Source organism: Streptomyces sp. WMMB303 (genome assembly GCF_029351045.1).
Lineage (GTDB): Bacteria > Actinomycetota > Actinomycetes > Streptomycetales > Streptomycetaceae > Streptomyces.
Genome location: NZ_JARKIN010000001.1, coordinates 1,779,286 through 1,804,961, shown reverse-complemented (window position 1 = coordinate 1,804,961; position 25,676 = coordinate 1,779,286). Strand labels below are relative to the sequence as shown.

At 70.6% G+C, this 25,676-nt stretch carries 24 protein-coding genes and 1 pseudogene; 12 read left to right on the top strand and 13 right to left on the bottom strand.

What is annotated here, in order from left to right; all coding sequences use genetic code 11:
• Nucleotides 1-39: 39 nt before the first annotated feature.
• Together P2424_RS08130 and map are read right to left on the bottom strand one after the other, a co-directional pair.
• Nucleotides 40-726, bottom strand: a complete 687-nt coding sequence (locus P2424_RS08130; RefSeq protein ID WP_276475101.1) for a biliverdin-producing heme oxygenase — start codon at nucleotides 724-726, stop codon at nucleotides 40-42.
• Between the two features lie 145 nt (nucleotides 727-871).
• Nucleotides 872-1,729, bottom strand: coding sequence for a type I methionyl aminopeptidase (map, locus tag P2424_RS08125; protein WP_069991322.1), 858 nt, complete (start codon nucleotides 1,727-1,729; stop codon nucleotides 872-874).
• A 101-nt stretch (nucleotides 1,730-1,830) separates the two neighbouring features.
• Between map and P2424_RS08120 the strand changes: the two genes are divergently transcribed.
• Complete coding sequence (locus P2424_RS08120; protein WP_069991323.1) at nucleotides 1,831-2,064, top strand: hypothetical protein; 234 nt, start codon at nucleotides 1,831-1,833, stop codon at nucleotides 2,062-2,064.
• 88 nt (nucleotides 2,065-2,152) lie between these two features.
• Here P2424_RS08120 and P2424_RS08115 read toward each other — a convergent pair whose 3' ends face one another.
• The 4 genes and pseudogenes from P2424_RS08115 to P2424_RS08100 all read right to left on the bottom strand — a co-directional run.
• Entirely contained in the window at nucleotides 2,153-3,529 is a 1,377-nt protein-coding gene (locus P2424_RS08115) for an MFS transporter (RefSeq protein WP_276475100.1), read from the bottom strand.
• 97 nt (nucleotides 3,530-3,626) lie between these two features.
• Nucleotides 3,627-4,637, bottom strand: coding sequence for a hydroxyacid dehydrogenase (locus P2424_RS08110; RefSeq protein WP_276475099.1), 1,011 nt, complete (start codon nucleotides 4,635-4,637; stop codon nucleotides 3,627-3,629).
• 25 nt (nucleotides 4,638-4,662) lie between these two features.
• On the bottom strand, nucleotides 4,663-4,863 hold the full coding sequence (locus P2424_RS08105) for a DUF397 domain-containing protein (protein WP_276475098.1): 201 nt from the start codon (nucleotides 4,861-4,863) through the stop codon (nucleotides 4,663-4,665).
• Nucleotides 4,864-4,891: 28 nt separating this feature from the next.
• Nucleotides 4,892-5,695: pseudogene (locus tag P2424_RS08100) on the bottom strand (helix-turn-helix transcriptional regulator); the annotation flags it as partial.
• A 317-nt stretch (nucleotides 5,696-6,012) separates the two neighbouring features.
• Between P2424_RS08100 and P2424_RS08095 the strand changes: the two are divergent.
• Nucleotides 6,013-6,252 carry a hypothetical protein gene (locus P2424_RS08095; RefSeq protein ID WP_276475097.1) on the top strand — a complete coding sequence of 80 codons (240 nt, stop codon included), beginning with the start codon at nucleotides 6,013-6,015 and terminating at the stop codon, nucleotides 6,250-6,252.
• A gap of 21 nt (nucleotides 6,253-6,273) precedes the next feature.
• Here the strand turns inward: P2424_RS08095 and P2424_RS08090 are convergent, their stop codons facing one another.
• The 4 genes from P2424_RS08090 to P2424_RS08075 all read right to left on the bottom strand — a co-directional run bounded on the left by P2424_RS08090 (nucleotide 6,274) and on the right by P2424_RS08075 (nucleotide 12,758).
• A complete protein-coding gene (locus P2424_RS08090; RefSeq protein WP_276475096.1) occupies nucleotides 6,274-9,249 on the bottom strand; it encodes an NHLP bacteriocin export ABC transporter permease/ATPase subunit in 2,976 nt (991 codons plus the stop codon).
• 8 nt (nucleotides 9,250-9,257) lie between these two features.
• Entirely contained in the window at nucleotides 9,258-11,375 is a 2,118-nt protein-coding gene (locus P2424_RS08085) for an NHLP family bacteriocin export ABC transporter peptidase/permease/ATPase subunit (protein WP_276478877.1), read from the bottom strand.
• Between the two features lie 182 nt (nucleotides 11,376-11,557).
• Complete coding sequence (locus P2424_RS08080) at nucleotides 11,558-12,364, bottom strand: HlyD family efflux transporter periplasmic adaptor subunit (RefSeq protein WP_276475095.1); 807 nt, start codon at nucleotides 12,362-12,364, stop codon at nucleotides 11,558-11,560.
• A 199-nt stretch (nucleotides 12,365-12,563) separates the two neighbouring features.
• Nucleotides 12,564-12,758 (bottom strand): type A2 lantipeptide, encoded by a 195-nt coding sequence (locus P2424_RS08075; protein WP_276475094.1) that lies wholly within the window; start codon nucleotides 12,756-12,758, stop codon nucleotides 12,564-12,566.
• Between the two features lie 391 nt (nucleotides 12,759-13,149).
• Between P2424_RS08075 and P2424_RS08070 the strand changes: the two genes are divergently transcribed.
• The 6 genes from P2424_RS08070 (at nucleotide 13,150) to P2424_RS08045 (ending at nucleotide 19,192) form a co-directional block, all read left to right on the top strand.
• Complete coding sequence (locus P2424_RS08070) at nucleotides 13,150-13,962, top strand: TrmH family RNA methyltransferase (RefSeq protein WP_276475093.1); 813 nt, start codon at nucleotides 13,150-13,152, stop codon at nucleotides 13,960-13,962.
• A gap of 358 nt (nucleotides 13,963-14,320) precedes the next feature.
• Nucleotides 14,321-14,578 carry a hypothetical protein gene (locus P2424_RS08065; RefSeq protein ID WP_143081796.1) on the top strand — a complete coding sequence of 86 codons (258 nt, stop codon included), beginning with the start codon at nucleotides 14,321-14,323 and terminating at the stop codon, nucleotides 14,576-14,578.
• Between the two features lie 13 nt (nucleotides 14,579-14,591).
• On the top strand, nucleotides 14,592-17,006 hold the full coding sequence (locus P2424_RS08060) for a DUF6571 family protein (protein WP_276475092.1): 2,415 nt from the start codon (nucleotides 14,592-14,594) through the stop codon (nucleotides 17,004-17,006).
• A 100-nt stretch (nucleotides 17,007-17,106) separates the two neighbouring features.
• Nucleotides 17,107-17,616 carry a hypothetical protein gene (locus P2424_RS08055; RefSeq protein WP_276475091.1) on the top strand — a complete coding sequence of 170 codons (510 nt, stop codon included), beginning with the start codon at nucleotides 17,107-17,109 and terminating at the stop codon, nucleotides 17,614-17,616.
• 135 nt (nucleotides 17,617-17,751) lie between these two features.
• A complete protein-coding gene (gene npdG, locus P2424_RS08050; protein WP_276475090.1) occupies nucleotides 17,752-18,465 on the top strand; it encodes an NADPH-dependent F420 reductase in 714 nt (237 codons plus the stop codon).
• Nucleotides 18,466-18,478: 13 nt separating this feature from the next.
• Nucleotides 18,479-19,192 carry a hypothetical protein gene (locus P2424_RS08045; RefSeq protein ID WP_276475089.1) on the top strand — a complete coding sequence of 238 codons (714 nt, stop codon included), beginning with the start codon at nucleotides 18,479-18,481 and terminating at the stop codon, nucleotides 19,190-19,192.
• A gap of 121 nt (nucleotides 19,193-19,313) precedes the next feature.
• Here the strand turns inward: P2424_RS08045 and P2424_RS08040 are convergent, their stop codons facing one another.
• Complete coding sequence (locus P2424_RS08040; RefSeq protein ID WP_276475088.1) at nucleotides 19,314-20,027, bottom strand: VOC family protein; 714 nt, start codon at nucleotides 20,025-20,027, stop codon at nucleotides 19,314-19,316.
• 199 nt (nucleotides 20,028-20,226) lie between these two features.
• Here P2424_RS08040 and P2424_RS08035 point away from each other — a divergent pair, with 199 nt between their 5' ends.
• Together P2424_RS08035 and P2424_RS08030 are read left to right on the top strand one after the other, a co-directional pair.
• On the top strand, nucleotides 20,227-21,708 hold the full coding sequence (locus P2424_RS08035; protein ID WP_276475087.1) for an MFS transporter: 1,482 nt from the start codon (nucleotides 20,227-20,229) through the stop codon (nucleotides 21,706-21,708).
• A 70-nt stretch (nucleotides 21,709-21,778) separates the two neighbouring features.
• Complete coding sequence (locus tag P2424_RS08030) at nucleotides 21,779-21,985, top strand: hypothetical protein (RefSeq protein ID WP_276475086.1); 207 nt, start codon at nucleotides 21,779-21,781, stop codon at nucleotides 21,983-21,985.
• Between the two features lie 10 nt (nucleotides 21,986-21,995).
• On the opposite strand, the gene P2424_RS08025 is transcribed toward P2424_RS08030, so the two are convergent.
• Nucleotides 21,996-22,793: a site-2 protease family protein gene (locus tag P2424_RS08025; RefSeq protein ID WP_276475085.1), complete on the bottom strand. Its 798-nt coding sequence runs from the start codon at nucleotides 22,791-22,793 to the stop codon at nucleotides 21,996-21,998.
• A gap of 172 nt (nucleotides 22,794-22,965) precedes the next feature.
• Complete coding sequence (locus P2424_RS08020) at nucleotides 22,966-23,946, bottom strand: EamA family transporter (protein ID WP_276478876.1); 981 nt, start codon at nucleotides 23,944-23,946, stop codon at nucleotides 22,966-22,968.
• A gap of 145 nt (nucleotides 23,947-24,091) precedes the next feature.
• Here P2424_RS08020 and P2424_RS08015 point away from each other — a divergent pair, with 145 nt between their 5' ends.
• Together P2424_RS08015 and P2424_RS08010 are read left to right on the top strand one after the other, a co-directional pair.
• The gene (locus P2424_RS08015) at nucleotides 24,092-25,048 is read left to right on the top strand and encodes a LysR family transcriptional regulator (protein ID WP_276478875.1); all 957 of its coding nucleotides are present in this window, start codon (nucleotides 24,092-24,094) and stop codon (nucleotides 25,046-25,048) included.
• 123 nt (nucleotides 25,049-25,171) lie between these two features.
• Nucleotides 25,172-25,537 carry a hypothetical protein gene (locus tag P2424_RS08010; RefSeq protein WP_276475084.1) on the top strand — a complete coding sequence of 122 codons (366 nt, stop codon included), beginning with the start codon at nucleotides 25,172-25,174 and terminating at the stop codon, nucleotides 25,535-25,537.
• Nucleotides 25,538-25,676 lie beyond the last annotated feature (139 nt).

Below are 25,676 nucleotides of genomic sequence, written 5' to 3'. Positions count from 1 at the left end.
GGGCCGGTCGGCCCGGTGTCCGGCGGCGGCCGGGGTGCGTCAGGCGGCGTTCGGGAGGCGCTCGCCCAGCTCCTCGAAGACGGCGGCGTTGAGCGCGTAGGCGTGCCGGCACTCGTCCACGACGCGGCGCTTCTCCGCGTCGTCGCAGGGCAGGGCGTCCAGCAGGGCGCGGTACTCGCGTTTGAAGGCGGCCGGGTTGCCGATGGCGTCGAAGACGTAGAACCGGACGCCGTCGCCCTTGCGGGTGAAGCCCCAGGTCTTCTCCGCGGTGTCGCGGACGATCTGGCCGCCGGAGAGGTCCCCGAGGTAGCGGGTGTAGTGGTGGGCGACGTACCCGGCGGGCCAGGTGCGGGCGACCTCGGTGACGCGGGCCGCGTACGCGGCGGTGGCCGGCAGCGGGAGGAGCTCCCGGCGCCAGTGGTCCGAGCCGCCGTGCAGATGGGTCAGATCCCGCTCCAGCGCGGGCAGCCGCAGCAGCTCGCCGCGCACGAAGGGGCCGGCGACCGGGTCCTCGGCCAGTGCGCGGACGGGTTCCTCCAGCGCGGCGTAGAGGAACCAGAGCTGCTCGGTGTAGCGCGTCCAGGCTCCTAGGCCGAGCTTGCCGCCGAGCAGCTCGCTCATGAAGCAGGAGGTCCTGACCTCGGAGTGCTGCTCGTGGGAGGCGGCGCGGATGAGTGCGGAGAAGTCCGCCGGGGTGTCCTGGGAGGGGGATGCGGTGGACGGCAAGGCTGACTCCAAAAGTGGACGGCAGCGGGCGTGCGGGGCTCCGACACGGTGCGATCCTGCTACTTAGGTTTACCTAAGTCAAGCAGTTGCCGACACTCTGTCGGAAAACCCCTGCCCCGTTCGTCCGCTACGGAAGCGTCAGGCGCTACGGAAGCGTCAGGATCTCCACGCCCGTCTCCGTCACCACCAGCGTGTGCTCGAACTGCGCCGTGCGCTTGCGGTCCTTCGTCACGACCGTCCAGCCGTCCTCCCACATGTCCCACTCGTGGGTGCCCAGCGTCAGCATCGGCTCGATGGTGAAGGTCATCCCGGGCCGCAGCACCGTGGTGGCCCGCGGGTCGTCGTAGTGCGGCACGATCAGCCCGGAGTGGAAGGAGGTGTTGATGCCGTGCCCGGTGAAGTCGCGGACCACGCCGTATCCGAAGCGCTTCGCGTACGACTCGATGACGCGGCCCACGATGTTGAGCCGGCGCCCCGGCTTGACCGCCTTGATCGCGCGGTGCAGCGCCTCGCGGGTGCGCTCCACCAGCAGCCGGGACTCCTCGTCCACGTCGCCGCACAGGTAGGTGGCGTTGTTGTCGCCGTGCACCCCGCCGACGAACGCCGTCACGTCCAGGTTCACGATGTCGCCGTCGCGCAGCACCGTGGAGTCGGGGATGCCGTGGCAGATCACCTCGTTCAGTGAGGTGCACAGCGACTTGGGGAACTTCCGGTAGCCCAGTGTGGAGGGGTAGGCCCCGTGGTCGATCATGTACTGGTGCGCCACCTCGTCCAGCTTGTCCGTGGTGACGCCGGGGGCGATGTGCTTGGCCGCCTCTTCCATGGCGCGGGCGGCGATGCGCCCCGCATGGCGCATCTTCTCCACCGTCGCGGCGTCCTGCACCTCGGGCCCGTCGTAGGGCGTGGGTGCGGGCTTGCCGACGTACTCGGGGCGCGGGATCGAGGCGGGTACGGCCCGGGGCGGAGAGACCGTGCCGGGAACGAGGAGTGACTGGCCAGACATGCCCGCGAGTGTAATCCGGGCCGTCCACCCTGTTCCGGGCCGCCGTGTGTTCCCGGCTCCGCGGGGCTGCGTCCGGCGTGCGGGTGCGGGACGATGAGGCCATGGCTCTGTTCAAGCGCAAGACGGTCGGCAAGCCCGGAGAGTGGTTCTTCAACATCGAGACCGGCACCGTCGAGGAGGGGCCGCAGTCGCCCGGCAAGAGCCGGATGGGCCCCTACGCCAGCCGTGAGGAGGCGGCCCACGCCCTGGAGACGGCCCGGGAGCGCACCTCCGAGTGGGAGAACGACCCGCGCTGGCAGGACGGCGGCCGCGGCCGGGACGAGGACGAAAGCTGAGCCGAGAGCGGGTACGAGGGCTGACCCGCGGACGAGCCCGAGGGCCGACCCGCGGGGGCGGCGGCCCGCACCACCTCGGGCTCGCGCCTCAGGCCCGCGCCCCGGGCGCCCCGTCCGCCGGGCGCTCCGTACCAGCCGGTCCGCCCCCGGCAGCGGCGTCCTCCGGGGGCTTCGGGCCGCCGTCGGCCCCTTCGGGGCTCCCGATCTCCCCGGAGCGTCCGGCTTCCCGGGCCTCCCGTACGGCCCGCGCGTACCCGCTGGTGCGCGCGTCGTAGGCCAGGAGCTGCGGCAGGGCGGCGGCCAGCAGCGCCACGCCCGCGACGCAGGCCAGCCCGCCCGACCACACGGACGTGCGGACGGAGGTGAGCGACGCCACCCCGCCCGAGCGGACCTGCCCCAGTTGCGGGCCGGCGGAGAAGGACAGCAACTCGATCCCGGCGAGCCGGCCACGCAGCGCGTCCGGGACGGTCTGGTTCCACATCGTCGAGCGGAAGATCCCGCTGACCATGTCGAAGGCGCCGGACAGCACGAGGAAGAACAGCACCAGCCACACGTTGCGCACCACCCCGGCTGCCGTCATGGCCGCGCCCCAGCCCGCGGCGGCCAGCAGCACCGCGCGCCCGTGCCGGTGCACCCGCGAGGACCAGCCGCTGGTCGCGCTCACCAGCATCGAGCCGAACGGCAGCGCCGCGTACATCAGACCCAGCGCCCACTCCGCGTCCAACTGGTCGGCGAGGAAGGGGAAGAGCGCGAGCGGGAACGCGAAGAGCATCGCCACCACATCCACCGCGTAGGTGCCCAGCAGGTCCTTGCGGCCCCACGCGTACCGCGCGCCCTCCGCGATCCCGCGCAGTGACGGCTTCTCCGCGTCGTGCCCCGGCGGCGAGGCGGCCAGCCGCAGCGCCATCAGCACGGACAGCAGATAGCTCGCCAGGTCGATCGCGTACGCCGTCTCCAGCCCCGCGTACGCGAGCAGCACTCCGGCCAGCGCCGGGCCCGCCACCCCGCCCACCTGCCAGCGCAGCGCGTTGAGCGCCGCCGCCGCGCTCAGCTGCTCGTGCGCGACGATCCGCGGCAGGAGCGCGTCCAGCGCGGGCCGCTGGATGCCGTTCAGCGCGCTGCTGAGCGCCGCCGCGACGTACAGCGGCCACACCATCGGGTGCGGGAGCAGGGTGTTGACCAGCAGCCCCAGGGCCACCGCGCCCATGGCGATCTCACTGCCCAGCACCAGGGTGCGCCGGTCGAACGCGTCGGCGAGCGCTCCGCCGTACAGCCCGAAGACGATCAGCGGTACCAGCTCCACGGCCCCCAGCGCACCCACCGCGGTCGCCGAGCCCGTCAGCTCCTTGACCTGGAGGGGCAGCGCGACGAACGTCAGGAAGCTGCCGAAGGTGGTGACCAGGCCCGCGGTCCACAGGATGCGGAAGTCGCGGGACTCCCGCCACGGGGAGAGATCGGGGAGCACGAGGGGGCATCCTTCCGCCGCCCGCGCGGCGGCGGCAACCGGATTTCCGCCGCGCGGCGCCGTCGGCACCCGCCCACCGGTACCGCCCCCGGCCCGGTCAGGCCAGCAGCTCCTTGCTGTCGGGAGGCACGGCGTGCGCGAAGCCCTCGCCCGCCGACCAGCGCCGTACCTCCTGGAGCGCCGACTCCGCCAGCCGGTCCAGCTCGTTGCCCTGTGAACCGGCCAGATGCGGAGTGATCAGCGCGTTCTCGCACTCCCACAGCGGGTGGTCCGGCGGCAGCACTTCGGGCTCGGTGACGTCCAGCACAGCCCGCAGCCGGCCGCCGCGCACCTCCTCGGTGAGCGCCTCCTGGTCGACGACCGCACCGCGCGCGGTGTTGATCAGGGTGCCGCCGTCCCGCAGCAGCGCGAGCAGTTCGGCGCTCACCAGGCCGCGGGTCGCGGGGAGGAGCGGGGTGTGCACGCTCACCACGTCCGACGCTGCGAACACCTCGGCCAGTTCGGCCTTCGCCGCTCCCAGCGCCGCCGCCTCGGCCTCGGCCACGTACGGGTCGTACAGGAGGACCCGCAGGTCGTGGGCGCGGAGCAGTTCGATGACGCGACGGCCGACCAGGGAGGCGCTCAGAATCCCCACGGTGCGGCGGTGGTTGCCGAGCGTCGGATCGGGCAAGAGCCAGTCCTCGCGGGCCCGCCGTTGCCGGTAGGTGCGGGCTGAGGGCAGCACCTGCTTGTTCGCCAGCAGGATCATCGCGAGCGTGTACTCGGCGACGGGGACGGCGTTCGCGGCCGCCGCGGTCGAGACCTCGATGCCGCGGGCCCAGCACGCCGGGGTGAGGTGCCCCCGCACGCTGCCCGCGGTGTGCACCACGGCGCGCAGTTCCGGGGCGCGGGCGAGCACGGCGGCGTCCAGCGGCGGGCAGCCCCAGCCGGTGATGAGGAGCTCCACCTCGGGGAGGACTCTGCGGGCCGCCTGAGTGGTGAAGTCGCTCAGCACCGGTTCGGCGAGGTCCACCACCTCGCCGAACCGGAGCCGTGTGGCGGGCTTCAGCACGGCCTCCGCCGCCCTCTCGTCCATCGCGAGCGCGGCGACTGGCTTGGTGCGGGGCATTCTGCTCCCGAGGTGTCGGCGGTGGTCAGCGCCCGGAGGTCTGCATACCTTCGACAAACGCCCGCCAGGCGTCGGGCGAGAACGCGAGGGGGGCGCGGGCGGTGTCCTTGCTGTCACGCACTGGGACGATCCCGTCGCCGGACGCGAGAGCCGGGGCCCACTCGACGCAGTTGCCGCCCCCTCCGTCGCTGTAGCTGGACTTGATCCATACGGGCTTCTCGCTCATATGCTTCCCTCACGGTCTCGATGAAGTCCAATGAAGCATGCGGGCCGAGAGAACTTGCCCGCAAGTGATCATAGACACCGCGCGACATGGTCACCGCTCCCCTGTCGTCATACGGGCGCCCACCTTGCGGCCCTTCCACATGAACCGAGAGCTGCCCGCTCTCGAAGCCCAGCAGCGTGAAGGGAGTTGCCCTTGCCGCGGCCGACACGGAGAACGGCAGGACTTGCAGTGTCAGTGTCGGGTAACGCGTGACTGCGTCCCGGAGGGAGCGAAGTTGGGCAGCCATTACGTCCGGCCCTCCGACGTTTGCGCGCAAGCAGGCTTCATGCAGCACAACCCAGATCCGGGGCGATGCCTCTCGGTTCATCGCGTCGCGGCGCCGTATGCGGCCCGCCACCTTGGCATCCAGTTCCCGAGGATCTGCCCCAGGCGTGACTGCCTCCAACGCCGCCCGCGCGTACTCCGGAGTCTGGAGCAGGCCGTAGATGAAGAGGGTTGAGTAGTCCTCGATCACCTCGGCTTCGTGCTCTGCGTCGATGAAGGGCGCGAACCACGACGGATGCTCGCCTTCGATGATGCGGCGAAGCTGTCGTGCGAAGAGTCCTCCTGTGCCGAACACCTTGTCGCACCCCTCCGCGAAGCGCTGCGAGGGGATGAGCGACCCGGATTCGACCTTGCTCACATAGCTCTTGCTGTAGCCCGTCGCGTGCCCTAACGCTTCCTGCGACATGCGCCGGGCTTCCCGGAACCGCAGCACGTCTTCACCGAGCGCGCCGCTTGGCTCGTGGTTCAACCTTGGTTTCCCAGGCTGACTCTTCCTCGGGCGTGACATGCGAGTTGACCTTTCAGGCAGGGGCAATCCAACGCTTCCTACGTTGAATACTTCCGCTCAACCCGCGCCATCTTAGATCCTTCCGTGTTCTTCTCACCACAGAAAGTAGCCAGCAAGTACCGCAGCAGGTGGGAAGCATGGAGCAAGAGGGTTCTCAGCAGGAGCAGTCGGTGCTCTGTCAGGACTGTGAATGGTTCCGAATGATGATCAGCAGGGCTGCCTGGGACCCGAAGTCGCGGGCTGACCTCGAAGCGCTCTTTCTGCACATCTGCACCGAAAGCACGCGCCGACCGAATCACGGCTCGGGAGTGTGTGAGATGTGGGCCGTGGGTGACGCGGCGCAGGACAGGAAGACCGGGAGGACGGGCGAGATCATCCAGGTGACGGGACCCGCGCCGTTCATCTACCGGCTCAAGGTCCGGGAGGACGGCCAACCGCCCCTCGTCGTCTACCGGTACGGCGACCAGTTGCAGGCCGTTCACCGGCCCGAGCCCGTCGCCGTGCGTCGTAGGTGCAGGGACGCCGCAGGTCCGGCGGGAAACCGAGGCCGCACCTGACCACAACGCTCACCGCAACCCCTACCGCTGGCGGCGCACCAGTTCGTGGAAGAGGCCCTCGGTGTCGGCCAGCAGCTGTGCCGGTGTGCCCTGCTGGACGACCCGGCCCTCCGACATGACGATCACTCGGTCGGCGTCCAGCACCGTGGACAGCCGGTGGGCGATGACGATCCGGGTGGCCCGCAGCTCCCGGGTGGACTCGGTGACCACCCGCTGGGTCGCGTTGTCCAGCGCGCTGGTGGCCTCGTCGAAGAAGAGGAGTCGCGGCCGCCGCACCAGCGCCTGAGCGATCATCAGGCGCTGCCGCTGCCCGCCCGAGACGGTGCCGCCGCCGTCGGAGAGCATGGTGTGCAGCCCCATGGGCATCGCCTTGATGTCGTCGGCGACCCCCGCCCTGCGTGCCGCCTCCCACACCTCCTCCAGCGGGAAGGTCTCCGCACCGCAGATGCACTCCAGGATGGAGCCCGCGTGCGGCTGCGCGTTCTGCAGGACGACCCCGCACTGGCGGCGCACCGCCGCCTGGTCCAGCGAGGAGAGGTCCTGCCCGTCGTAGCGCACCTCGCCCGAGGCCGGCCTCTCGAAGCCGATCAGCAGCCGCAGCAGCGTCGACTTGCCGCAGCCGCTCGCCCCCACGATCGCCACGAACTCCCCGGGCTCCACCCGGAAGGACACGCCGTCCAGGACCGGTGGCCCGTCCTCGGAGTAGCGGAACGCCACGTCCCGCACCTCCAGTGCGCCCGAGAGCGTGCCCGGCTGCACGCTGCCGCCGCGCACCTCGGGCAGCTCCCGCAGCACCGGCTTGAGCTGCTCGTACATCGGCAGTACGGCGGCACACGAGATGAGCGCGTTGGTCAACTGGGTGACGGAGGTCAGCAGCAGCGTCATGGCGGTGGTGAAGGTGAGGAACCCGCTGGGGGACAGCGTGCCCCGGGCCGGTCCCGCCAGCAGCACGAACAGCAGCAGCATCGCCAGGGGCAGATAGACCGCGTTGACGACCGTGCTGAGATTGCGGATGCGCCCGGCCCGCCGCTGCAACTCCCGGCTGCGGGCGAACTCCGTGGCCCAGGCCGCGTAGGCGAACGACTCGGCCGCCGCCACCCGCAGCTTCGGCAGCCCCCGCAGCGTCTGGAACGCCTGGTTGTTCAGCTTGTTGTTGAGCTTGACCAGCCGGCGCTGCCAGCGGAGCTGCCACAGCCCGGTCGCGGCGAACACCACCGCGACGACCGTCAGCACACCGAGCGCCGCGAGGGCGAGCGGCACGCTGTAGGCCAGCAGCAGCACCAGGTTGACCGCAGCCAGGGTGCCGGACTGCACGACGGTCGAGCTGATGCCCGACAGCACCCGCCTGATGGCGCTCACCCCCATGGCGGCGCTGGCCAGCTCCCCGGTGGAGCGCTCGGCGAAGAACCGCGTCGGCAGCCGCAGCAGCCGGTCCCACACCGCCGGTTGCAGACTCGCCTCGATCCGGCCCTCCAGCCGCAGCAGCGCGGTGTTCTGCAGCAGCATGAACGCCGCCGCCACCACCGCCGTGCCCACCAGCCCGAGGGCGGCCTGCACGATGAGGCCCTTCTCCGCGGCCGGTACGTACGCGCCGAGCACCTGCCCGGTGGCCACCGGCACCAGCGCACCTAGGCCCACCGCGACGAGCCCGCTCAGCACCAGCGTGAGCAGATCGCCGCGGGCGCCGTGCAGCGCGAACCGCAGCAGCCGCCGGGCGGACAGCGGCTGTTCGGGCAGCGGCCGGTAGAACATCACCGCGCGCGGCGCGAAGGCGCCCGCGTTCGACGGGCCGATCCGCCACCGGCTGCCGCTGCCGGGCTGTACGGCCTCGTACCGGCCGCGCCGCCACAGCAGCGCCACCGGCGCGCCGCTCGCGGCACGGTGACCCACCAACGGGCCGGCGTTCTCCTTCCACCATTCGCCGGACAGCTTCACCGGGCGGGTACGCAGCCCCGAGGTGAGTGCCAGCCGCTCGACGGGCTCCATGCGGTCGTCCCGGGAGAGCCCTTCGGGAGGCGGCCGCAGGGTGACTCCGGCCGCCTCGGCGACCGCCCGGCACACCGCGAGCGTGCTGTCCTCGGTGCGCTCACCCGCGCCGCCGGGCCCGCCCCGTGCGGAGGTGTCGATCGAGGCGAGCAGCGCCTCGTCGGCCTCGGCGCGTACCGTCTCGCCCGCCTCCATCCCGGCGGCCGTGCGGTCCTCGTGGGCGCGCTCCAGCTGGTCGATCCAGCGGTCCAGGGTGGACAGCAGCCGGGCGAGCTGGTCGACCATGAGCTGCCACGTCGGCCCGTCGACCAGCAGCTCGCCCGAGGTGCCGTACCGCACGCTGCCCGGCGCCAGCGGCATCCACAGGATGTCGTCGTCGGTCGCCGGGTTCTGCCCGGTTCCGGGCGGCTCGATACCGGGGCGGCCGTCCAGCGGGGCCTCGAACAGCGCCCGCAGCCCGCGCCCCATGCCCCGTGCGAAGGCGTCCTCCAGCGGGCCGAGCGCGGTCCGATCGCCGTACGCCGCCGCACCGGCGGTGCCGTACGCCGGGTGGGCGCCGGTGTCGTGGGCGGTGTATCCGCCGGTGCCGTACCCCTCCTGATACTGCGGGAACAGCTCCAGCAGCGGGATCCGGCGCAGTACCGCACCGCGCACCGGGCGTCCCACCAACGTGTGCCGCGGGCCCTGGACGGGGCCGAGCAGCAGGGTGCCCGCCTCCAGCCGCCCCAGGAAGTGCCAGTGGCCCTGCCCCGCGGCGTCCACCGCGAACACGTCCATGGCGCCGCCGGCCACCAGCCACAGCACGTGCGGCCCCTCCAGCGCGGCACCGCCGGCGGGCGTGTGCGGGACGGCCTCGCCGAGCTGCCCGAAGTGCGCGACCACCACGTCGTTCAGCGCATCGGTTCCCGTGCCGGGCACCGCGGGGTACGTCCCGCCGTGCACCGCGGGTTCCGCGGCCGGGTCCACCGCGGGGTGCTGCGGCATGTTCCCGGTCGGATGGGCGTACGTCACCGGATGCCTCAGTGCTCCTCGACCAGTCGCGCGTACGGCCCCTGCGCGGCCAGCAGTTGCTCGTGCCGTCCCCGCTCCACCGCGGTGCCGCTGTCCAGCACCACGATCTCGTCGCTGTCCCGCACGGTGCTCAGCCGGTGTGCGATCAGCACGCAGGCGCAGCCCCGCCGCCGCAGATTGTCGATGATGACGGACTCGGTCTCGGCGTCCAGCGCGCTGGTGACCTCGTCCAGCACCAGGATGCTGGGCCGCCGCACCAGAGCGCGGGCGATCTCCAGCCGCTGCCGCTGGCCGCCGGAGAAGTTGCGGCCGTCCTGCTCGACCCGGCTGTGCAGGCCGCCGGGGCGGCGCGCCACATCCTCGTGCAGCGCGGCGTCCCGCAGCGCCTCCGCCACCGCGTCGTCGGTGATCGAGGGGTCCCACAGCGCCACGTTGTCCCGCACGGTGCCCTCGAAGAGGAACACGTCCTGGTCGACGAAGGAGACGGAGGCGGCCAGCGCTCCGCGCGGCAGGTCCTCCAGCCGCCGCCCGTCGATCCGGATGGTGCCCTCCCACGGGGTGTACAGACCGGCGATCAGGCGGGAGACGGTGGACTTGCCGCTGCCCGAGCCGCCCACCAGCGCGAGCTGCCGGCCGGGCCCCACGGCCAGCGACAACCCGCTCAGCAGTGGCTTGTCCAGCGGGTTGTAGCCGAAGGTGACGTTCTCCAGCGACACGTGCCCGGCCAGCCGCCGGGTGCTGGCGGGCGGCTCGCGCCGGGTGTAGAGCGGATCGGCGGGAAAGGTCTCCACATCCTTGAGCCGGGCGACGTCCGCGGCGAAGTCCTGGATGCGGCCCGCAACCGAGTTCAGCCGCGTCAGCGGCGCGGTGAAGCTGGTGACCAGCGCCTGGAACGCGACCAGCAGCCCTGCCGTGATGGCTCCCTCCACCGCCCGCGTCCCGCCGATCAGCAGGATCAGGGCGCTGTTGAGGGTGGCCAGGGTGGGCGCGGTGACGGCCAGCGCGGCGCTCGGCACCCCCAGCCGCTGCTGCACGTCGAGCGTGCCGGCGTGCCGTCCCGCCCAGCGGCGGAAGTAGCCGTCCTCCCCGCCGGTGGCCTTCATCGTCTCGATGAGCTGCAGACCGCTGTAGGAGATGTTGGTCAGCTTGGCCCGTTCGGCACGCAGCTTCTGCGTGCCGGTGGCCCGCATCCGCACCACCACCCGCATCGCCACCACGTTCAGCAGCGCCACACCCACGCCGACGAGGGTCAGTTGCGGGTCGTAGGTCCACAGCAGCGCCGCGTAGCCCACCACGACCACCGCGTCCACCCCCGCCGCCGCCAGGTCCCGGGCCAGCGTCTCGGCGACGGTGTCGTTGGACTGCAGGCGCTGGACGAGGTCGGCCGGGTTGCGCTGCGCGAAGAAGGTCACCGGCAGCCGCAGCAGATGCCGCAGGAACCGGGCGCTGCTGAGCGTGGAGGAGATCAACCGGGCACGCAGCAGGTTGCCCTGCTGGATCGCGGTCAGGACGCCGGTCAGCAGCACGGCGGCGCCCATGGCGGTGAACAGCACCTTCAGCAGCGAGTCCTGCCCGCCGAAGACGAAGCTGTCGATGTAGGTGCGGCTGAGCGCGGGCACCGAGGCGCCGACGACGACCAGCAGGAAGCTGGCCACCAGCGCCGCGAGCATCGCGCCCGAGGTGCCGCGCAGCCGTGCGGGCAGCGCGGCCGTCACCCCCGGCCTGCGGCCGCCCCGGCGGAAGTCCTCGGCGGGGGTGAAGGTCAGCACCACGCCGGTGAAGGCGGAGTCGAACTCCTCCATGGGCACGAATCTGCGCCCGCGGGCCGGGTCGTTGATGTGCACACCGCGGCGGCCGAAGCGGCGGCCGAGCCCGTCGAAGACGACATAGTGGTTGAACTCCCAGAACAGGATGGCCGGTGCCCGCACCTCGGCCAGCGCCGCGGGCTCCATCTGCATCCCCTTGGCCGTCAGCCCGTAGCCGCGTGCGGCTTTCAGCAGGCTGCTGGCCCGGGAGCCGTCCCGGGAGACGCCGCAGGCGATGCGCAGTTCCTCCAGCGGCACGTGCCGCCCGTGGTGCCCCAGCACCATGGCCAGCGCCGCGGCGCCGCACTCGACGGCCTCCATCTGGAGCACGGTGGGCGTCCGCACGCTGCGCTGATTGCCCTTGGGCGCGGCCGACGGCCGCCCGGTGCGGGGCGCGGGCGCCGGGCCGCCGCGATGTCTGCGCCGGTGCTGCTGCGCGCGCTGCCGCGGGCCCGGCTCCGGGTTCGGTTCGGGGGCCTGCTCGGGGGCCCGTTGACGAGCGGTCACGGCAGCAGCCAGTCGACGGGCCGCTGCGCCGCGAGGTGGACGGCTCCACGCACCGGCGTGGCGGACTCGGGCGCCGACTCGGGACCCCCGCCCCGGGACCAGACGTATCCCGAAGCCGTCGACGCGGAGCGGTCCAGCCGCACCTGGACAGCCAGCGGGCGGCCCCCGCGGGTGAAGCTGCGCGCCAGCTCCTCGTCCCCCAGGAAGCCGCTGATCTGCTCCTCGCTCTGCGGAGTCCGGCCCACGGCCCGCACCGTGCCGCGCAGCAGGCCGTACCGGTCGGCGGACACGGAGCCCACCGTCAGGTCCACCGTGGCGCCCACCCGCACGGTCGTGCCCTTGTCGGCGGGCACGTAGACCATCGCCACCAGCGGATCGTCCGGCCCCTCGACGCGCTCGACGGTCGCCACGTCCGCGCCCGTGGTCACCACGGCACCGGTCTCGGCCGCCAGGGACGTGACCCGGCCACGGGCCACCGCGCGGACGGCGCGCACGCCGTCGGCCGTGTGCACGCTCACCACCGGCGCGCCCTTGTCCACTTGCTGCCCGGCCTCCGCGTGCACGGCGGTCACCTGGCCGGAGACGGGGCTCTGCAGCAGGTAGCTGCCCTCGGCCCGGGTCAGGACGCCGGGTGCGGTGAGCTTGGACGAGACGGTTCCGGTGACGGCCCACACGCAGCCCGCCGCCATCACCACGAGTGTGACGACGAGGACGAGCAGGCCCTGCGGCCGTGCGAAACGCACCGGAACGTCGAGTTCTTCGGGCGACTGCAACTTGGCAAGCGCCTTCTTGCGGAACTCCACGGCACCTTTCCTTACCTTGCCTTCACGTTTCTTCCGCGATCGTTCACCGGGGTGTCAAAAGCGGCACGTGAACGTGCGCATAAGCCCCGGAACGAGGTTCCGGGGCTTATACATGGCCCCACGTCAGAGGAATTGGGAACACTTCCGGGATGACGCGGGAAAGGTGTCGGTCAAGGACACCTGTCTCCTGGCCGAGAGGTCAGGACTGAGCGCCGAGGGAGACGCCGACGCTCGGGAGGCCGTTGGTGCTCACACCGTTGACGGTGTTGCCGACCAGGCCCTCGACGCCGTCGACGGTGCCGCCGACCGAACCGAGGGTCTCGTTCAGCAGGCCGCCGGAGACGGCGTCCAGCTCGGCGTCGGCAAGCTCGGCGGTCTCGATCTGGTGACGCATGAATGCGCTTCCCTTCATTGCTTTCGGGTTATGAGGGGGACTCGCCCCGGGCGGCGGAAAATGCCGATCGGGGCGCTCATCAGCCGGGCGTTGGGCACACCCGGAAAACCGGGCGAACACGAACCGGTAGCGCTGGTTCCGCCCGACTGCCCAGAAAGAGAAACACGTCGCCGCAGGTGCCCGCCACTTGAGGCGCCACTCGTCTCAAGATCTCCACATGGTGCACCGCCTGTCGATGAAACGGCACAGCCCTGCCTCCTTGTGAGGCGCTTCCGGAGGGTGGCGTGCCGTCCCCGGGCCACCGCGTGCGGTCCCGCGCGGCGCCGCCGGAAGCCGCGGGGAAGCCGACGAGAACCCGAGGGCCGCCCCGGCACCCGATATTCTCGGCGGGATGCGCACCGTCCACCGGCGTACCCGGGTCACCACTCGCAACGCACGCTTCCAGCAGTGGCAGTCCCTGCTGACGAACCGCACCAAGCGGCAGCGCGCGGGGGAGTTCCTGGTCCAGGGGGTCCGACCGATCTCCCTGGCGCTGGAAGCCGACTGGCCGATCAGCGCCCTGCTCTACGCCGAGGGCCGCAGGCTGTCCAAGTGGGCGCACGACCTCCTCGACTCGCCCGTCCCCGGCGAGCGCGTCGCCGTGGCCCCCGAACTGCTGGCCGAACTCAGCGAGCGCGAGGAGGGCGACGCCGAACTCGTCGCCGTCGCCGGACTGCCGCAGGACGACCTGTCCCGCATCCCCGTCGGCCCCGACTTCCTCGGCGTCCTCTTCGACCGTCCCACCAGCCCCGGCAACATCGGAACCCTCATCCGTGCCGCGGACGCCTTCGGCGCGCACGGGCTCGTCGTCAGCGGCCACGCCGCCGACGTCTACGACCCCAAGTCCGTCCGCGCCAGCACCGGCTCCCTCTTCTCCCTGCCCGCCGTCCGCGTCGCCTCCCCGCGCCAGGTGGACGACTGGCTCGCCGGCCGCGGCGTCACCGTCGTCGGAACCGACGAACACGGCGAGACCCCACTCTTCGACACCGACCTGACCGGCCCGCTCCTCCTCCTGGTCGGCAACGAGACCACCGGCCTCAGCGCCACCTGGCGACAGCGCTGCGACCGCACCGTCCACATCCCCATGCACGGCGCCGCCTCGTCCCTCAACGCCGCCGGCGCGGCAACGGCAGCCCTCTACGAGGCAGCCCGCCAGCGAAGATGAGCACCCCCCGGTACCGGTGCTGCTCGGAATCGGCCCGACCGCCGGTGCGGTTGACCCGGCGGACGAACAGGCCGGTAGAGTGCTCGCTTCGTCACGGTGCGCACATTCGCGGATGGCTGCGGAGCGCCGGGCAACGGGGGATCGAGTGCACTGACCAGCAGGGGGGAATACGTTGTCCTTGGAGGAGCAGTGGGGGCACACCAGTGAGTCGGCCCGCATGAGACTTGACGGAGCGCCGGGCCATCAAGAGGGATCGGGCCGTGCTGATCTGGCCGTAACCCCGGCCGACAAACGCGCGGCCGCTCAGTATATCGAGACGAACTTGGGCCCGGCCGTGGTCCGTGAGGGTGGACAGGCGGTGACGGCGTCCACGGACGTGTTCGGGAGCAGCAACACCACGCCTGGAGTGCTGCGGGGCTGGGACACCCGGAAGGGGCTCGACTTCTGCCTGGAGCGCTGGGACGAGGCGGCGAAGAAGGCCGCGACTCGACTGCGCAGCGAGATGCACGCCCTCAACGCGACGAAGACCGTCTTCCAGAATCAAGAGATCGACCGCGTCCGTGGTTTCGGCAGCGTGGCGTCCCCGGACGGCGGAAGCCGCCTCGACGACCTGTGAGGGTGGGGCTTTCATGGAGCTGACGTACCACGACGTCATGAACGCGGATTTTTCCGCTCTGAGCGAGACGGCCAAGAACTGGCGTGCGATGGGGAAGCGTTGCGGCACGCTGCGGGACAACTACCGTGATCACGTGCGCGGCAAGCTGAAAGGGTGGTCAGGCGAGGCTGCGGACGCTTTCTGGAAGTCGTCGAGACCAACTCTCCACGAACTCTCCGCGGCGAAGCACCAGGCGAAGAAGATTGCCGATTTGCTGGACGATTCGCACAGTCGGCTGACCGAGGCCCGGGAGCACCTGAAGAAGGTCCGTGACCAGGCCGTCAAAGACGGTGGCATGAAGGTCGACGCGTACGGCAAGTGCAATCTCGACACCAGCGAAATGACTGAGGAAGAAGCGCAGAGCGCGCTTCGCGATCCTGGCCGTGCAGGCGAGGAGACCAAGTGGAACCACCGGATCCAGAAGGCCGTCAAGCACGTCGACGATGTCGACTACGACAACATGAAGGCACTCAAGGCCGCGGCGCGGGACAAGGACGGTAAGGGGGAGTCGGGCGGCTTCAACGGGAAAGCCGTCGGCGATGTCGAGAAGTACGCGGCCAAACGATCGGCCGATTTGGCCAGTCGCCTGGACTTCATGAAGAAGGGCGGTTCCCTCAGCGCTAAGGAGCGGCATGAGCTCGCTGTGATGCTCCGCGAAAACTCCGACGACGAGTATTTCACTCGCACCATGCTTGACACCCTCGGACCGAATGGACTGATCAGAGCAACGAATCAGCTGAATGCGCTCGCCTATCGCACCGACAAGGGACACCAAGACCAGTACCTGGGTATGGAGAAGTCGTTTGCGAATTCCTTGGCCACGGCCACCAAGGTCCCGGACTTCCGGGACGGTCACGGTAAGAAAATAGAGCTCGGCACCCAGCAGTACGCCAAGAAGTACCGTGAGTGGCTGCACAGCAAGGACGGTGACTTCTACGGCGACTGGCGAAGCCGGATGCGCAAGGCTGGGGCAGAGGAGTGGAAGTACAAACTGCAAGAGGGCGGCGGTGTCAACAGCACTTGGACCACCGGCCGCGGATATCAGAGTCTCGTCACGCTCATGAAGCATGGTCACGGATACTCTCCGCAAATGCTTCACGATCTGGGTGACGATATCCGCGAAGCAGAAGATAAGGATCCCAATGTCTGGGATCACGGCGGCTTCGGAAAGAAGACCTCGGATGCCGGCAGGGTGGGTGAAATGGCCGGAAGACGCTTCGAGAACGACCCCTACGACGGGCTGCTGAAAATCATGTCCAGGCATCCCGAGACTGCGGCGGCATATTTGGATCCGGCTTCGGACCCGGACCTGACCGACGATCATGCCGAGAAGAATGACCGCCTGAAATACCTGCTCAAGGACCGGGACTGGAAGATTGTGGACACGGACGTCTACCACAGTAACGACGTGCTCGACAAACACGCCCGGGAAGGCCTCGAGGCCGCGTTGCGAGCCGGGGCGACCGGGCGGCTTCCGGATGACCCGTCACCGATGAAGCCCCCCACCCACTCGGAGGCGAACGCCGGTGTGATGGAGGAGACAGTTCGCGTCCTCGGTAAACCGGTGGATGGAGACGAGACGCATCCGCTCACCGAGAGCAAAGACAAGAAGGGAGATCTCGCCGGCATGAGAGGCATGCTCGGCGAGCTGATCGCCGACTACCCGGCAGATGTGCAACGGAATGTGACGGGAGATGACGAATATCAGGCGAAGGGTGCAGGTGCGAATTTCGACAGCGGGGCCCTTGAAGGGTTCTTGAACAAATTGGGGCGCGATCCCCATGCCTACGCCGTTATCCAGGCTTCACAGCAAAATTACACCCTCGAACATCTCCATGATGTGATCAACGATATGGGACCGGGGACCGACAGGAGTGACGCACAAAGTCTGGCAGATGACGCGGTAGCAGGCGGGGCACATGTTTCAGGCGCTCTCAGTGAAGCCAAGGCGGATGCGCTTTACGAGGACAAAGTCAGTAGTGCCAGGGATTTCAATGAGCGTGCCGATAAGGTGAATAAATGGGCCAACAGGTTCATCGGCGTCGGTACGGGAAGCATCCTTCCTAAGCAGGGCCCCGAAGCGCATATAGCTACGCCGACGGGCTGGGCGCAGGAAGACGCTAATACTGCGATTATGAAGTTGATCAAAAAAGATATTCCGCAAATCGCCGACAATGCAGAGGATGAAGGTAGGTACGAATACGCGAATTCTCGTAAGAATGTTGTCGATTTTTCCCGAGATTGGGCTGAGAGGTTCGGTAAAGAGAAAGAGTTGGATGAGGAAATCCTGGAAGGAGTCAAGGATGGCGCCCGGAAGGGGTCTCTCATTTGGTTCAACGATGGCTCGCACACCGCTGGGTCCCATGGAAATGTCAGCCCGGCTTCGTAGCGGTATCATCCGTCATGAGCGGTGTCGAGGTGAGGGAAGTGTAACTGTTCGCACTCTTCTGTGGGTATCCGTTGCGCTTTTGCTCAGCTCTTCCTGTGGTGTGTCTCCCGAGCGGGATTACGTGATTCCGAGGAAACTCTGCGAACTTGATGTTCCCAAGCGGTACTATGCTCCACTCTTCGGTCCCGGCAAGGAAGTTGAGGAGGATCAGCACTGGAAGTGGGGGAATCCGAAAGACTCGCAAGGCTGTAATTACTTCGTGGACGGCGACGTTACGGTGTACGTGATGGGGAGATGGGCGAGACGGAATGATTCCATTGAGTCGAGCACTCCGGGCGAGCTGATCGAAGAGCACGACTCCCAAGCTGATTCGAGAAAATATCTCGGTCGTTATGACGTAGTGACTTGGTCCTCCGGTGCTGTTGCGGCAATTAACTGTGTGCGGGCCAAGAAGAGCCCCGAAAGATCGGTCACCAGGTTCCTCGTTGACATCTATGCGAACGACACACCGCTCAACGACGACCCCGATCGAGCCCACAAGGTATTCGGAGAGCTCGCTCAGGTTGCCGCAGTTCAGATCGAGAAGAAGCTGCCTTGCCAAGGTGGGTGATCGGCTACTTGTTTCCGGTGTCTGGAATGCGCTCGATGAGGGAGTGATCATCTTCACGTCGGGTGGCGGCGACGTGATCACCCTCACGAGGTGGTCGCCGCGTAGCCCTCGGCGAGCGATGGCAGGATGCGCCGTATGACTTCTGCTGCCTCGTCCGATGCCAAAGCCGCCGCGCCCAAGAAGGATCCCTGGGAGCTGCCCGACGTGTCCGGGATGACGGTGGGGGTGCTCGGGGGCACCGGGGACCAGGGGCGCGGGCTGGCGTACCGGCTCGCGCGGAGCGGGCTGGCCGTCATCATCGGGTCGCGGGCCGCCGAGCGGGCGCAGCAGGCCGCCGACGAGATCGGGCACGGGGTGCGCGGCGCGGACAACGCCGCCTGCGCCCGGGAGTCCGACATCGTCATCGTCGCCGTCCCGTGGGAGGGGCACGCCAAGACGGTCGAGTCGCTGCGCGAGGAGCTGACCGGCAAGCTCGTGGTGGACTGTGTCAACCCGCTCGGGTTCGACAAGAAGGGCGCCTACGCGCTGGTGCCGGAGGAGGGCAGCGCCGCCCAGCAGGCGGCCGCGCTGCTGCCGGAGTCGCGGGTGACGGCCGCGTTCCACCATCTGTCCGCCGTGCTGCTCTCCGACCCGGAGGTCGAGGAGATCGAGACCGATGTGATGGTGCTGGGCGAGGTGCGGGCGGACTGCGAGATCGTGCAGGCGCTGGCCTCGCGGATCCCCGGGATGCGCGGGGTGTTCGCCGGGCGGCTGCGCAACGCGCACCAGGTGGAGTCCCTGGTGGCCAACCTCATTTCCGTCAACCGGCGCTACAAGGCGCACGCGGGTGTCCGGCTCACCGACATCTGAGGAGCGCAGCGGGGTGGGCAGGTGGCGGATCCCCGGCGGGGGCCTGACGGTCGCCGTGGTGATCGCCGCTGTGCTCGCGAGCTGCTCCGGCCTGGGTGAGGACGGCGGCGGGCGTGACGACGGCGGCGGTGACAACCGCGGTGACGGCCGGGGTGAGCGGTCCGCGTCCGCGCCGCTGAGTGTCGCCGCCGTCGGGCGGATGGCCGCCGAGCCGGGATCCCGCTGTCCCGTCCCCTACGATGTGGCCGCTGCGGCGCGGGCCGCGGGCGTGCACGGCGGTGTCGAGGACGGCTCCGTCGAGGGCGAGCTGCCCGACGGCGCCGACTCGCCGCTGGCGCAGTCGGACGGTGCGCTGGTGGACTGCGGCTACCGCCTCGGCGAGGAGCAGGTGCGCCTCTTCACCGTCGGTGTCGCCAAGGGGTACGCCGTCAGCGTGCTGCTTCCGCAGATCCAGCACGACGCGGGCATCCCCATGGACGACCTGCTCGACTACGCGGGCCGGGCGCAGCGCGCGAAGCGGGGCGAGGCCCTGCTCGCCTCCAGCGGGAACGTCGCCGCGGTGCGGTTGCCGGTCACCGGGGAGGGCGATGTCGCCCTCGTCCTCAGTATCGGCGAGCACCGCACCCGGCTCTCCGAGGAGCAGGTGACGGAGCTGGCCACCCGGCTCGCGGGCCAGGCCCGCGGCCGGGCGCCGGACCGCGGTCCGGCGGTCGACCGGCACCGCTGATGCCGGTCGCTCTCGCGCGCTGACGCCGACCGCTCAGCTCCGCCCCCGCCCGGGCCCGTCGGGTTTGTCGAGTCCGTCGGGCCTCGTGGTCCGGGGCCCGGGCCCGGGTCCGGCCCGATGCTCACATCCCGTCCCGCAGCGTCGCGAGCCGTCTGAGGTCGTCGCGCACTGCCTCCCGTTCCCCGGCCGTCAGCCGACCGGCGGCCTTCTCGGCCTCGGCCTGCACCCGGCGCGAGGTTTCCGTGTCTCCGCTGCGCTGCGCGAGGTCCGCGCGCAGTACCAGCAGGCGCAGCAGCTCCGTGGGCGCGGGTTGCTCGTCCCGGATTCCGAGTGCGCGGTCGATGATCCGCGCGGCGCCGGGCAGGTCCTCCTTGGAGTCGGCGAGGAGGGCGGCGTGGTGCAGGGCGCGGGGGAAGGTGCCCCGCGGCGCCGGCCGGTGCCGCGGGGCGTCGTCTTTCGGCTGGGCGATGCGCAGGCAGTTGCCGCCGGGGTCGGTCATCAGGAACTGCCGGGCGCCGTACGAGGTGTCCTTGAGCGGTCCGATGCGGGGCAGTCCGCGGACGGGGACGCGCCCGTAGGCCGCTCTGAGCCCGGTCCGGAAGGCCGCGTGCAGGGCGTCGACATCGTCGGTCCGGATGCAGCAGGTGCTGTACGACGCGGTCGGCTCGTAGTCCTTCATGCCGAAGAAGTGCAGGTGTATGCCGCCGCGCTGGACGACCGCGTAGGGGTTGGGGCGCCGCTGCAGGAAGGTCACCTCGAAGCCGAGGGGCGTGTAGAAGTCGAGGACGGGCTGGAGGGTCCGGCAGGGCAGGATCGGAACGGTGGTTTCTCCCATGCCTTCACTCTAGTCAAACTTGAATACTTTGGAGCGTGCGTTCGTGTGCTGCGCGCGCGCCCGCGCACCGGAAGGTCACGCACACCGCTGCCGACCCGGCGGTCCCGGGCCGGGCGCGTCGCGGACATGCGGACCGCACCCCGACCATGATGGGGTCGGCGAAGGCGGGTCGCGGCGCGCGCCCGCCGGGGAGGAACTGATGGCACAGCAGCCCGAACCCGCCTCCGGGCGGGCCGGGACGACGGCGGACGAGGAGCCGTACACGCCGGATCCGCGGCGCTGGAAGGCGCTGTCGGTGTGCCTGATCGTCGGCTTCATGTCCCTGCTGGACGTCTCCATCGTGAACGTCGCGCTGCCCGCGATCGAGAAGGGGCTGGCCGCCTCGCAGTCCGCCCTCTCCTGGGTCGTCTCCGGATACGCCCTCACCTTCGGGCTCGTCCTCGTTCCCGCCGGCCGGGTCGGGGACGCGCTGGGCAGACGCACCGCCTTCCTCGGCGGGCTGGTCCTGTTCACCGCCGCATCCATGGCCTGCGGTTTCGCCCAGGGCGCCGGATGGCTGGTGGGGTCCCGCGCGGTGCAGGGGGTGGGTGGCGGACTGCTGATGCCGCAGATCTCCGGAATGATCCAGCAGCTCTTCCGGGGGGCCGAGCGCGGCAAGGCGTTCGGCCTGCTCGGCTCCACGATCGGCCTGTCCACCGCCGTCGGACCGCTGCTGGGCGGGCTGCTCATCCAGATCTTCGGCGCGACGGAGGGCTGGCGCTGGGTCTTCTTCGTGAACCTGCCCATCGGCATCGTCGCGTTCCTGCTCGCGCTGCGGCTGGTGCCGCACGCCTGTGCCGAGCGCGACACCGGGCACCGGCACAGCCTCGACCCCGTCGGTGTGGCGCTGCTGGGCTCGGGGGTGCTCGCGCTGATGTTGCCCCTGGTGGAGGAGCGGCAGTGGCAGGGCCAGGGCAAGTGGCTGCTGGTTCCCGTCGGCGCGCTGCTGATCTGCGCGTTCGTGGGGTGGGAGCGGGTCTACCAGCGGCGGGGCGGGGAACCCCTGGTGGACCTGCGGCTCTTCCGGGACCGCTCCTACTCGCTGGGCGCCCTGCTGGGGCTGGTCTACTTCGCCGGGTTCACCACGATCTTCTTCATCTTCACCCTCTTTCTGCAGAACGGCATGGGCTACACCGCGCTGCAGGCCGGACTCACCCTGACGCCCTTCGCCGTCGGCTCGGCGATCTCGTCGGCGATCGGCGGCCGGTTCATCACCCGCGTGGGCCGTCCGCTGATCGCCGTCGGGCTGGGTCTGGTCCTGACCGGTCTCGCGGGCGCGGCGCTCGCGGTGCACGAGGTGCAGAACGGTGGGGTGGGCTGGGCGCTGACCGGGCCGATGCTGTGGGCCGGGCTCGGCTCAGGGCTGGTCATCTCCCCGAACCAGACCCTGGCCCTGCGCTCGGTGCCGGTCGCGCAGGGCGGGGCGGCGGGAGGAGTGATCCAGACCGGGCAGCGGATCGGTTCGGCCGCCGGGATCGCCGCGGTGGGCGCGGTCTTCTTCGCCCGGCTGGCCGGCAGCCGCAACTGGGCGACCGCACTGGACTACGGTCTGCTCACCGCCGTGTGCTTCGTCGCGGCCGCGCTGGTGGTGGCCGTCGCCGACGTCCTGTACGGGCGCCGCGCCGCCCGCCGGGAGGGGTGAGGGACAATATCGGGTGCGCACATCCGTGCGTACGCAGCGCACCACCGCACCCCTCGTTGGAGACCGAGCCATGCCAGCCCCCGCCCGCCGCATGCCCAAGGGCCTCGCCCGCTACGCGACCCTCATCTGTGTCCTGGCCGCCGTCGCGGCCGTGGTCTCCTTCGCCAACGGGAGCTGGCTCGGTGTCGTCTGGGTACTGCTGGCGGGCCTGACCTCGAACATGGCCTGGTACTACCACCGCAGGACGGCCCGGGCCGCGGAGCACCGGGACATCTGAGGCGGCTCGCTCAGGGGACGAACACGTTCTGGGGTTCGCCCTCCCAGAAGCGGAAGTACTCCAGCCCCAGGTAGGTCTCCGGTTCGGAGACGTCCAGACCCCGCAGCAGGGTGTCGACGAAGTCCCAGAAGACCTCGTTGACCTGCGGAATCCACAGGCATCCGAAGACGATCAACAGCCCGAACGGGGCGAGGGGCTCCGCCTGCTGCCGGGCGCGGGGCGACAGCCAGGGTTCCAGGACCCCGAAACCGTCGAGGCCGGGGACCGGCAGCAGGTTCAGCAGCGCCGCGGTCACCTGGAGCAGCGCGAGAAAGGCCAGTGCGCAGCGGAAGGCGACGGGGACGTCGTGCATGGCGCCGAGCCAGAACGGCGCCGTGAGCACGGCCGCGAACAGCGCGTTCGTCAGCGGTCCGGCCGCCGAGATCAGACTGTGCTTCCAGCGGCCCCTGATCCGGCCCCGCTCGATGTAGACCGCACCGCCGGGCAGACCGATGCCGCCGAGGACGACGAAGAGCACCGGCAGCACGATGCTGAGCATGGCGTGCGTGTAGTGCAGCGGGTTGAGCGTCAGATAGCCCTTCGCCCCCACGGACACGTCTCCGGCCCGCAGCGCCGACCGCGCGTGCGCGTACTCGTGCAGGCACAGCGAGATGATCCATCCGGAGACCACGAAGAAGAACACGGCGACGCCCGTCACCTCGGCCCAGCCGGCCCAGACGGCCCAGCCGGAGACCGCCATGATCGCGACGAGTCCGAGGAAGACCGGACTGATCCGGTGGTGGTCCGGGTGGGTGGCGGTGCTGGTCATGGGGCCAGACCGTACCCGCAGCGGCCGGACCCCGCGAACCCCGCGCCCGACACCGGCCGTTGGTGCGCAGGGAGCGGGGCATCGACCCGTGTCGGACGCTCTGTACCCCGTGTGCCCTGCCGCCGCCGGGTCCGGCTCGGTTCCCGCGCTCCGCGGCGGCCTCGGAGCAGCGCTACGGCGCCCCCGCGGCGGACTTCGGCGCTGCTCCGGGCGCTGCGGGGGACGTCGCGGAGGATGCTGCCGGGGGCTCCTCTGCCGTCGCCGCCCCGCGTGCCCCGGCCGCCACCAGCTGTCCGCCGCGCCGTCCCGCCAGGGACACCAGCGTGACCCCGCCGATCAGCAACGCGGCGGCCAGGGCGTCCAGCGCGGTGACGCGCTCGCCCAGCAGTACCGCTGCCGAGGTCATGCCGAAGACCGGCACCAGCAGCGAGAAGGGCGCCACGGACGAGGCGTCGTAGTGCCGCAGCAGGAATCCCCAGGCGGCGAAGCCGAAGAGGGTCGCGACCCAGGCGACGAAGCAGACGGCGCCGAGTCCGCCCGGGTCGAGGGAGCGCAGCGCCGCGAGGTCGGCGGCGGGGCCTTCGAAGAGGAGGGAGAGCACCGCCAGCGGCAGCGGGGGGACGAGACTCACCCACACCATCCACGAGAGCGCGTCCGGGGGTGCCGCCTTGCGGGTCAGTACGTTGGACACGCCCCAGGCCGCGGCCGCCGCGACGACCAGGAGGAAGCCGCCCAGCGGACCCGCCGAGCCCTGCCCCGCGCCGGCCACCGCGATCCCGGTGAGCGCCACCGCCATACCGGCCAGCCGCACCCGGCCGAGGCGTTCGCGCAGGAACGCGGCGGCGAAGACGGCGGTGAAGACCGCCTGCACCTGGAGGACGAGCGAGGAGAGCCCCGCGGGCATCCCGGCGCGCATCCCGATGAACAGCAGCCCGAACTTCGCCACCCCCAGGGCCAGTCCGACAGCGACGATCCAGCGCAGCGCGACGCCGGGCCGGCGGACGAGGAAGACGGCGGGGAGCGCGGCGACCAGGAAGCGCAGCGCGGAGAAGAGCAGCGGCGGAAAGTGCCGCAGCCCGACCTCGATGACGACGAAGTTGACGCCCCAGACGGCGGCGACGAGCACGGCGAGGGCGCAGTGGAGGGGACGCAGACGCATGCTTCGATCGTCGCGGTCCGGACCGTTCAGTACCAGCACAGGCTTCTTCATGGTTGGATTCAGCAATGCTGAATCGTCCGTGCTGCTGGATCGCCGTGCCCGCCGTGCGGGCGCGGAAACCGGAGAGGGGCGCAGAGTCGTGCTCGACCTGTCCAGACTGCGTGCGCTGCACGCCGTCCACCTGCACGGTTCGGTGGGCAAGGCCGCGCAGGCGCTCGGCTACACCCCGTCCGCCGTCTCCCAGCAGGTCGCCAAGCTGGAACGGGAGACCGGTACCGCACTGCTGGAGCGGGCCGGGCGTGGCATCGCCCTCACCGACGACGCGCTGATGCTGGTGCGTACCGCGGAGGAGGTGCTCGGCCTCGTCGAACGGGCCGAGGTCGCGCTGGAGCAGCGCAAGGGGTACCCTGCGGGCCAACTGCGGCTCGCCGCCTTCCCCAGCGGCGCTCGCGGGCTGATGCCCCGGGTGCTGGCCGAACTCGCCGCCGAGCACCCGCAGTTGGACCTGCGGATGTCGGAGGTCGATCCGCACCTGTCGGTGGGGCTGGTGGCCAAGGGTGAGATCGATCTGGCCCTGGCCCACGACTGGGACATCGCCCCGATGCCCGCACCCGAGGGAGTGCGCAGCGTTCCGCTGGGCGAGGACACCTGCGAGGTGCTGGTGCCGGACGGACATCCGCTGGCCGCGCTGGACACCCTGGAGACGGCGGATCTGGCCGGCCGTCGCTGGGTGTGCCAGCCGCCGGGCACCGTCTGCCACGACTGGCTGCACACGACGCTGCGCACCGCGGGCCAGGAGCCGGACGTCGCCTACTACGTGGCCGAGTTCCAGACTCAGGTCGCCCTGGTCGCGGCGGGGTTGGGCATCGCCCTGCTGCCCCGGCTGGGGCGGGGGCCGCTGCCCGCCGGGGTGGCGCTGCGTCCTCTGGAGCCCACGCCCACCCGCCGGCTGTTCGCGGTCACCCGGGACGGGCTGCTGCGTCGCCCGGCGGTCAGGGTGGCGCTGCGCGTCCTGCGCGAGGCGGCGAGCGCCGTTCCCTCTCCCGCGCGCTGCCAATGCCACCGACAGGGTGGTGTGGACTCGCTCAAAGAGTGATGTTACGGCGGATTCCGGACCAGAAGCCGCGAAGCCTGCTGTTCTGAACCGGTGCGAACGCACATCTCCCGACGTCCCGCCGACAGGGGCGGAGCAGACGCGGGAAGTGGAAAGGACAGCCAGATGAGGAAGACGGCAACAACCCGCCGCGCACGGGCCCTGACCGTGGTGGCGGCGATGGCGACCGCGCTGGTGGGCATGGCCCCGGTGGCGGCGGTGGCCGGTGACGGGCCGGACGGCGGTCACCACCACAAGCGTGGCTACGTCTGCGATCGGCTGGAGTGGGACCACCGCGACCACCACCACGCCGCGGTCGGCAGCGGCCGGTGCCACGCGATCAACGCCCCGCGTCGCGGCGACATCCGCGGACCGTTCACCATCAAGACCCGGCACGGCCACCACAAGGTGCTCTGCATGAGCAGGCACGGCGGTTCCGGCTACGCCAACACCCCCAAGTGGGTCCGCGGTAAGGACTGCCGCCGCGCCTGATCGACGGGCACGCCACGGGCCGGGTCGCACGGACTCCACTGTGCGCCCGGCCCGTTCGGCGTCCGGTGGCACGCGCACGCCCCAGCGGCCCGCGGTCTGCCTCCCGTCCGCGCTCCGGCCCCCGGATCTCCGGAAACCG

What these genes read in the sequence shown, in the direction of transcription:
- map (WP_069991322.1), bottom strand. Translation starts at nt 1,729, where the DNA reads ATGTCTGGCCAGTCACTCCTCGTTCCCGGCACGGTCTCTCCGCCCCGG.
- P2424_RS08025 (WP_276475085.1), bottom strand. Translation starts at nt 22,793, where the DNA reads ATGACCAGCACCGCCACCCACCCGGACCACCACCGGATCAGTCCGGTC.
- P2424_RS08075 (WP_276475094.1), bottom strand. Translation starts at nt 12,758, where the DNA reads ATGCGTCACCAGATCGAGACCGCCGAGCTTGCCGACGCCGAGCTGGAC.
- P2424_RS08030 (WP_276475086.1), top strand. Translation starts at nt 21,779, where the DNA reads ATGCCAGCCCCCGCCCGCCGCATGCCCAAGGGCCTCGCCCGCTACGCG.
- P2424_RS08110 (WP_276475099.1), bottom strand. Translation starts at nt 4,637, where the DNA reads ATGCCCCGCACCAAGCCAGTCGCCGCGCTCGCGATGGACGAGAGGGCG.
- P2424_RS08060 (WP_276475092.1), top strand. Translation starts at nt 14,592, where the DNA reads ATGGAGCTGACGTACCACGACGTCATGAACGCGGATTTTTCCGCTCTG.
- P2424_RS08035 (WP_276475087.1), top strand. Translation starts at nt 20,227, where the DNA reads ATGGCACAGCAGCCCGAACCCGCCTCCGGGCGGGCCGGGACGACGGCG.
- P2424_RS08095 (WP_276475097.1), top strand. Translation starts at nt 6,013, where the DNA reads ATGTGGGCCGTGGGTGACGCGGCGCAGGACAGGAAGACCGGGAGGACG.
- P2424_RS08120 (WP_069991323.1), top strand. Translation starts at nt 1,831, where the DNA reads ATGGCTCTGTTCAAGCGCAAGACGGTCGGCAAGCCCGGAGAGTGGTTC.
- P2424_RS08105 (WP_276475098.1), bottom strand. Translation starts at nt 4,863, where the DNA reads ATGAGCGAGAAGCCCGTATGGATCAAGTCCAGCTACAGCGACGGAGGG.
- npdG (WP_276475090.1), top strand. Translation starts at nt 17,752, where the DNA reads ATGACTTCTGCTGCCTCGTCCGATGCCAAAGCCGCCGCGCCCAAGAAG.
- P2424_RS08010 (WP_276475084.1), top strand. Translation starts at nt 25,172, where the DNA reads ATGAGGAAGACGGCAACAACCCGCCGCGCACGGGCCCTGACCGTGGTG.
- P2424_RS08085 (WP_276478877.1), bottom strand. Translation starts at nt 11,375, where the DNA reads ATGGAGGCCGTCGAGTGCGGCGCCGCGGCGCTGGCCATGGTGCTGGGG.
- P2424_RS08070 (WP_276475093.1), top strand. Translation starts at nt 13,150, where the DNA reads ATGCGCACCGTCCACCGGCGTACCCGGGTCACCACTCGCAACGCACGC.
- P2424_RS08040 (WP_276475088.1), bottom strand. Translation starts at nt 20,027, where the DNA reads ATGGGAGAAACCACCGTTCCGATCCTGCCCTGCCGGACCCTCCAGCCC.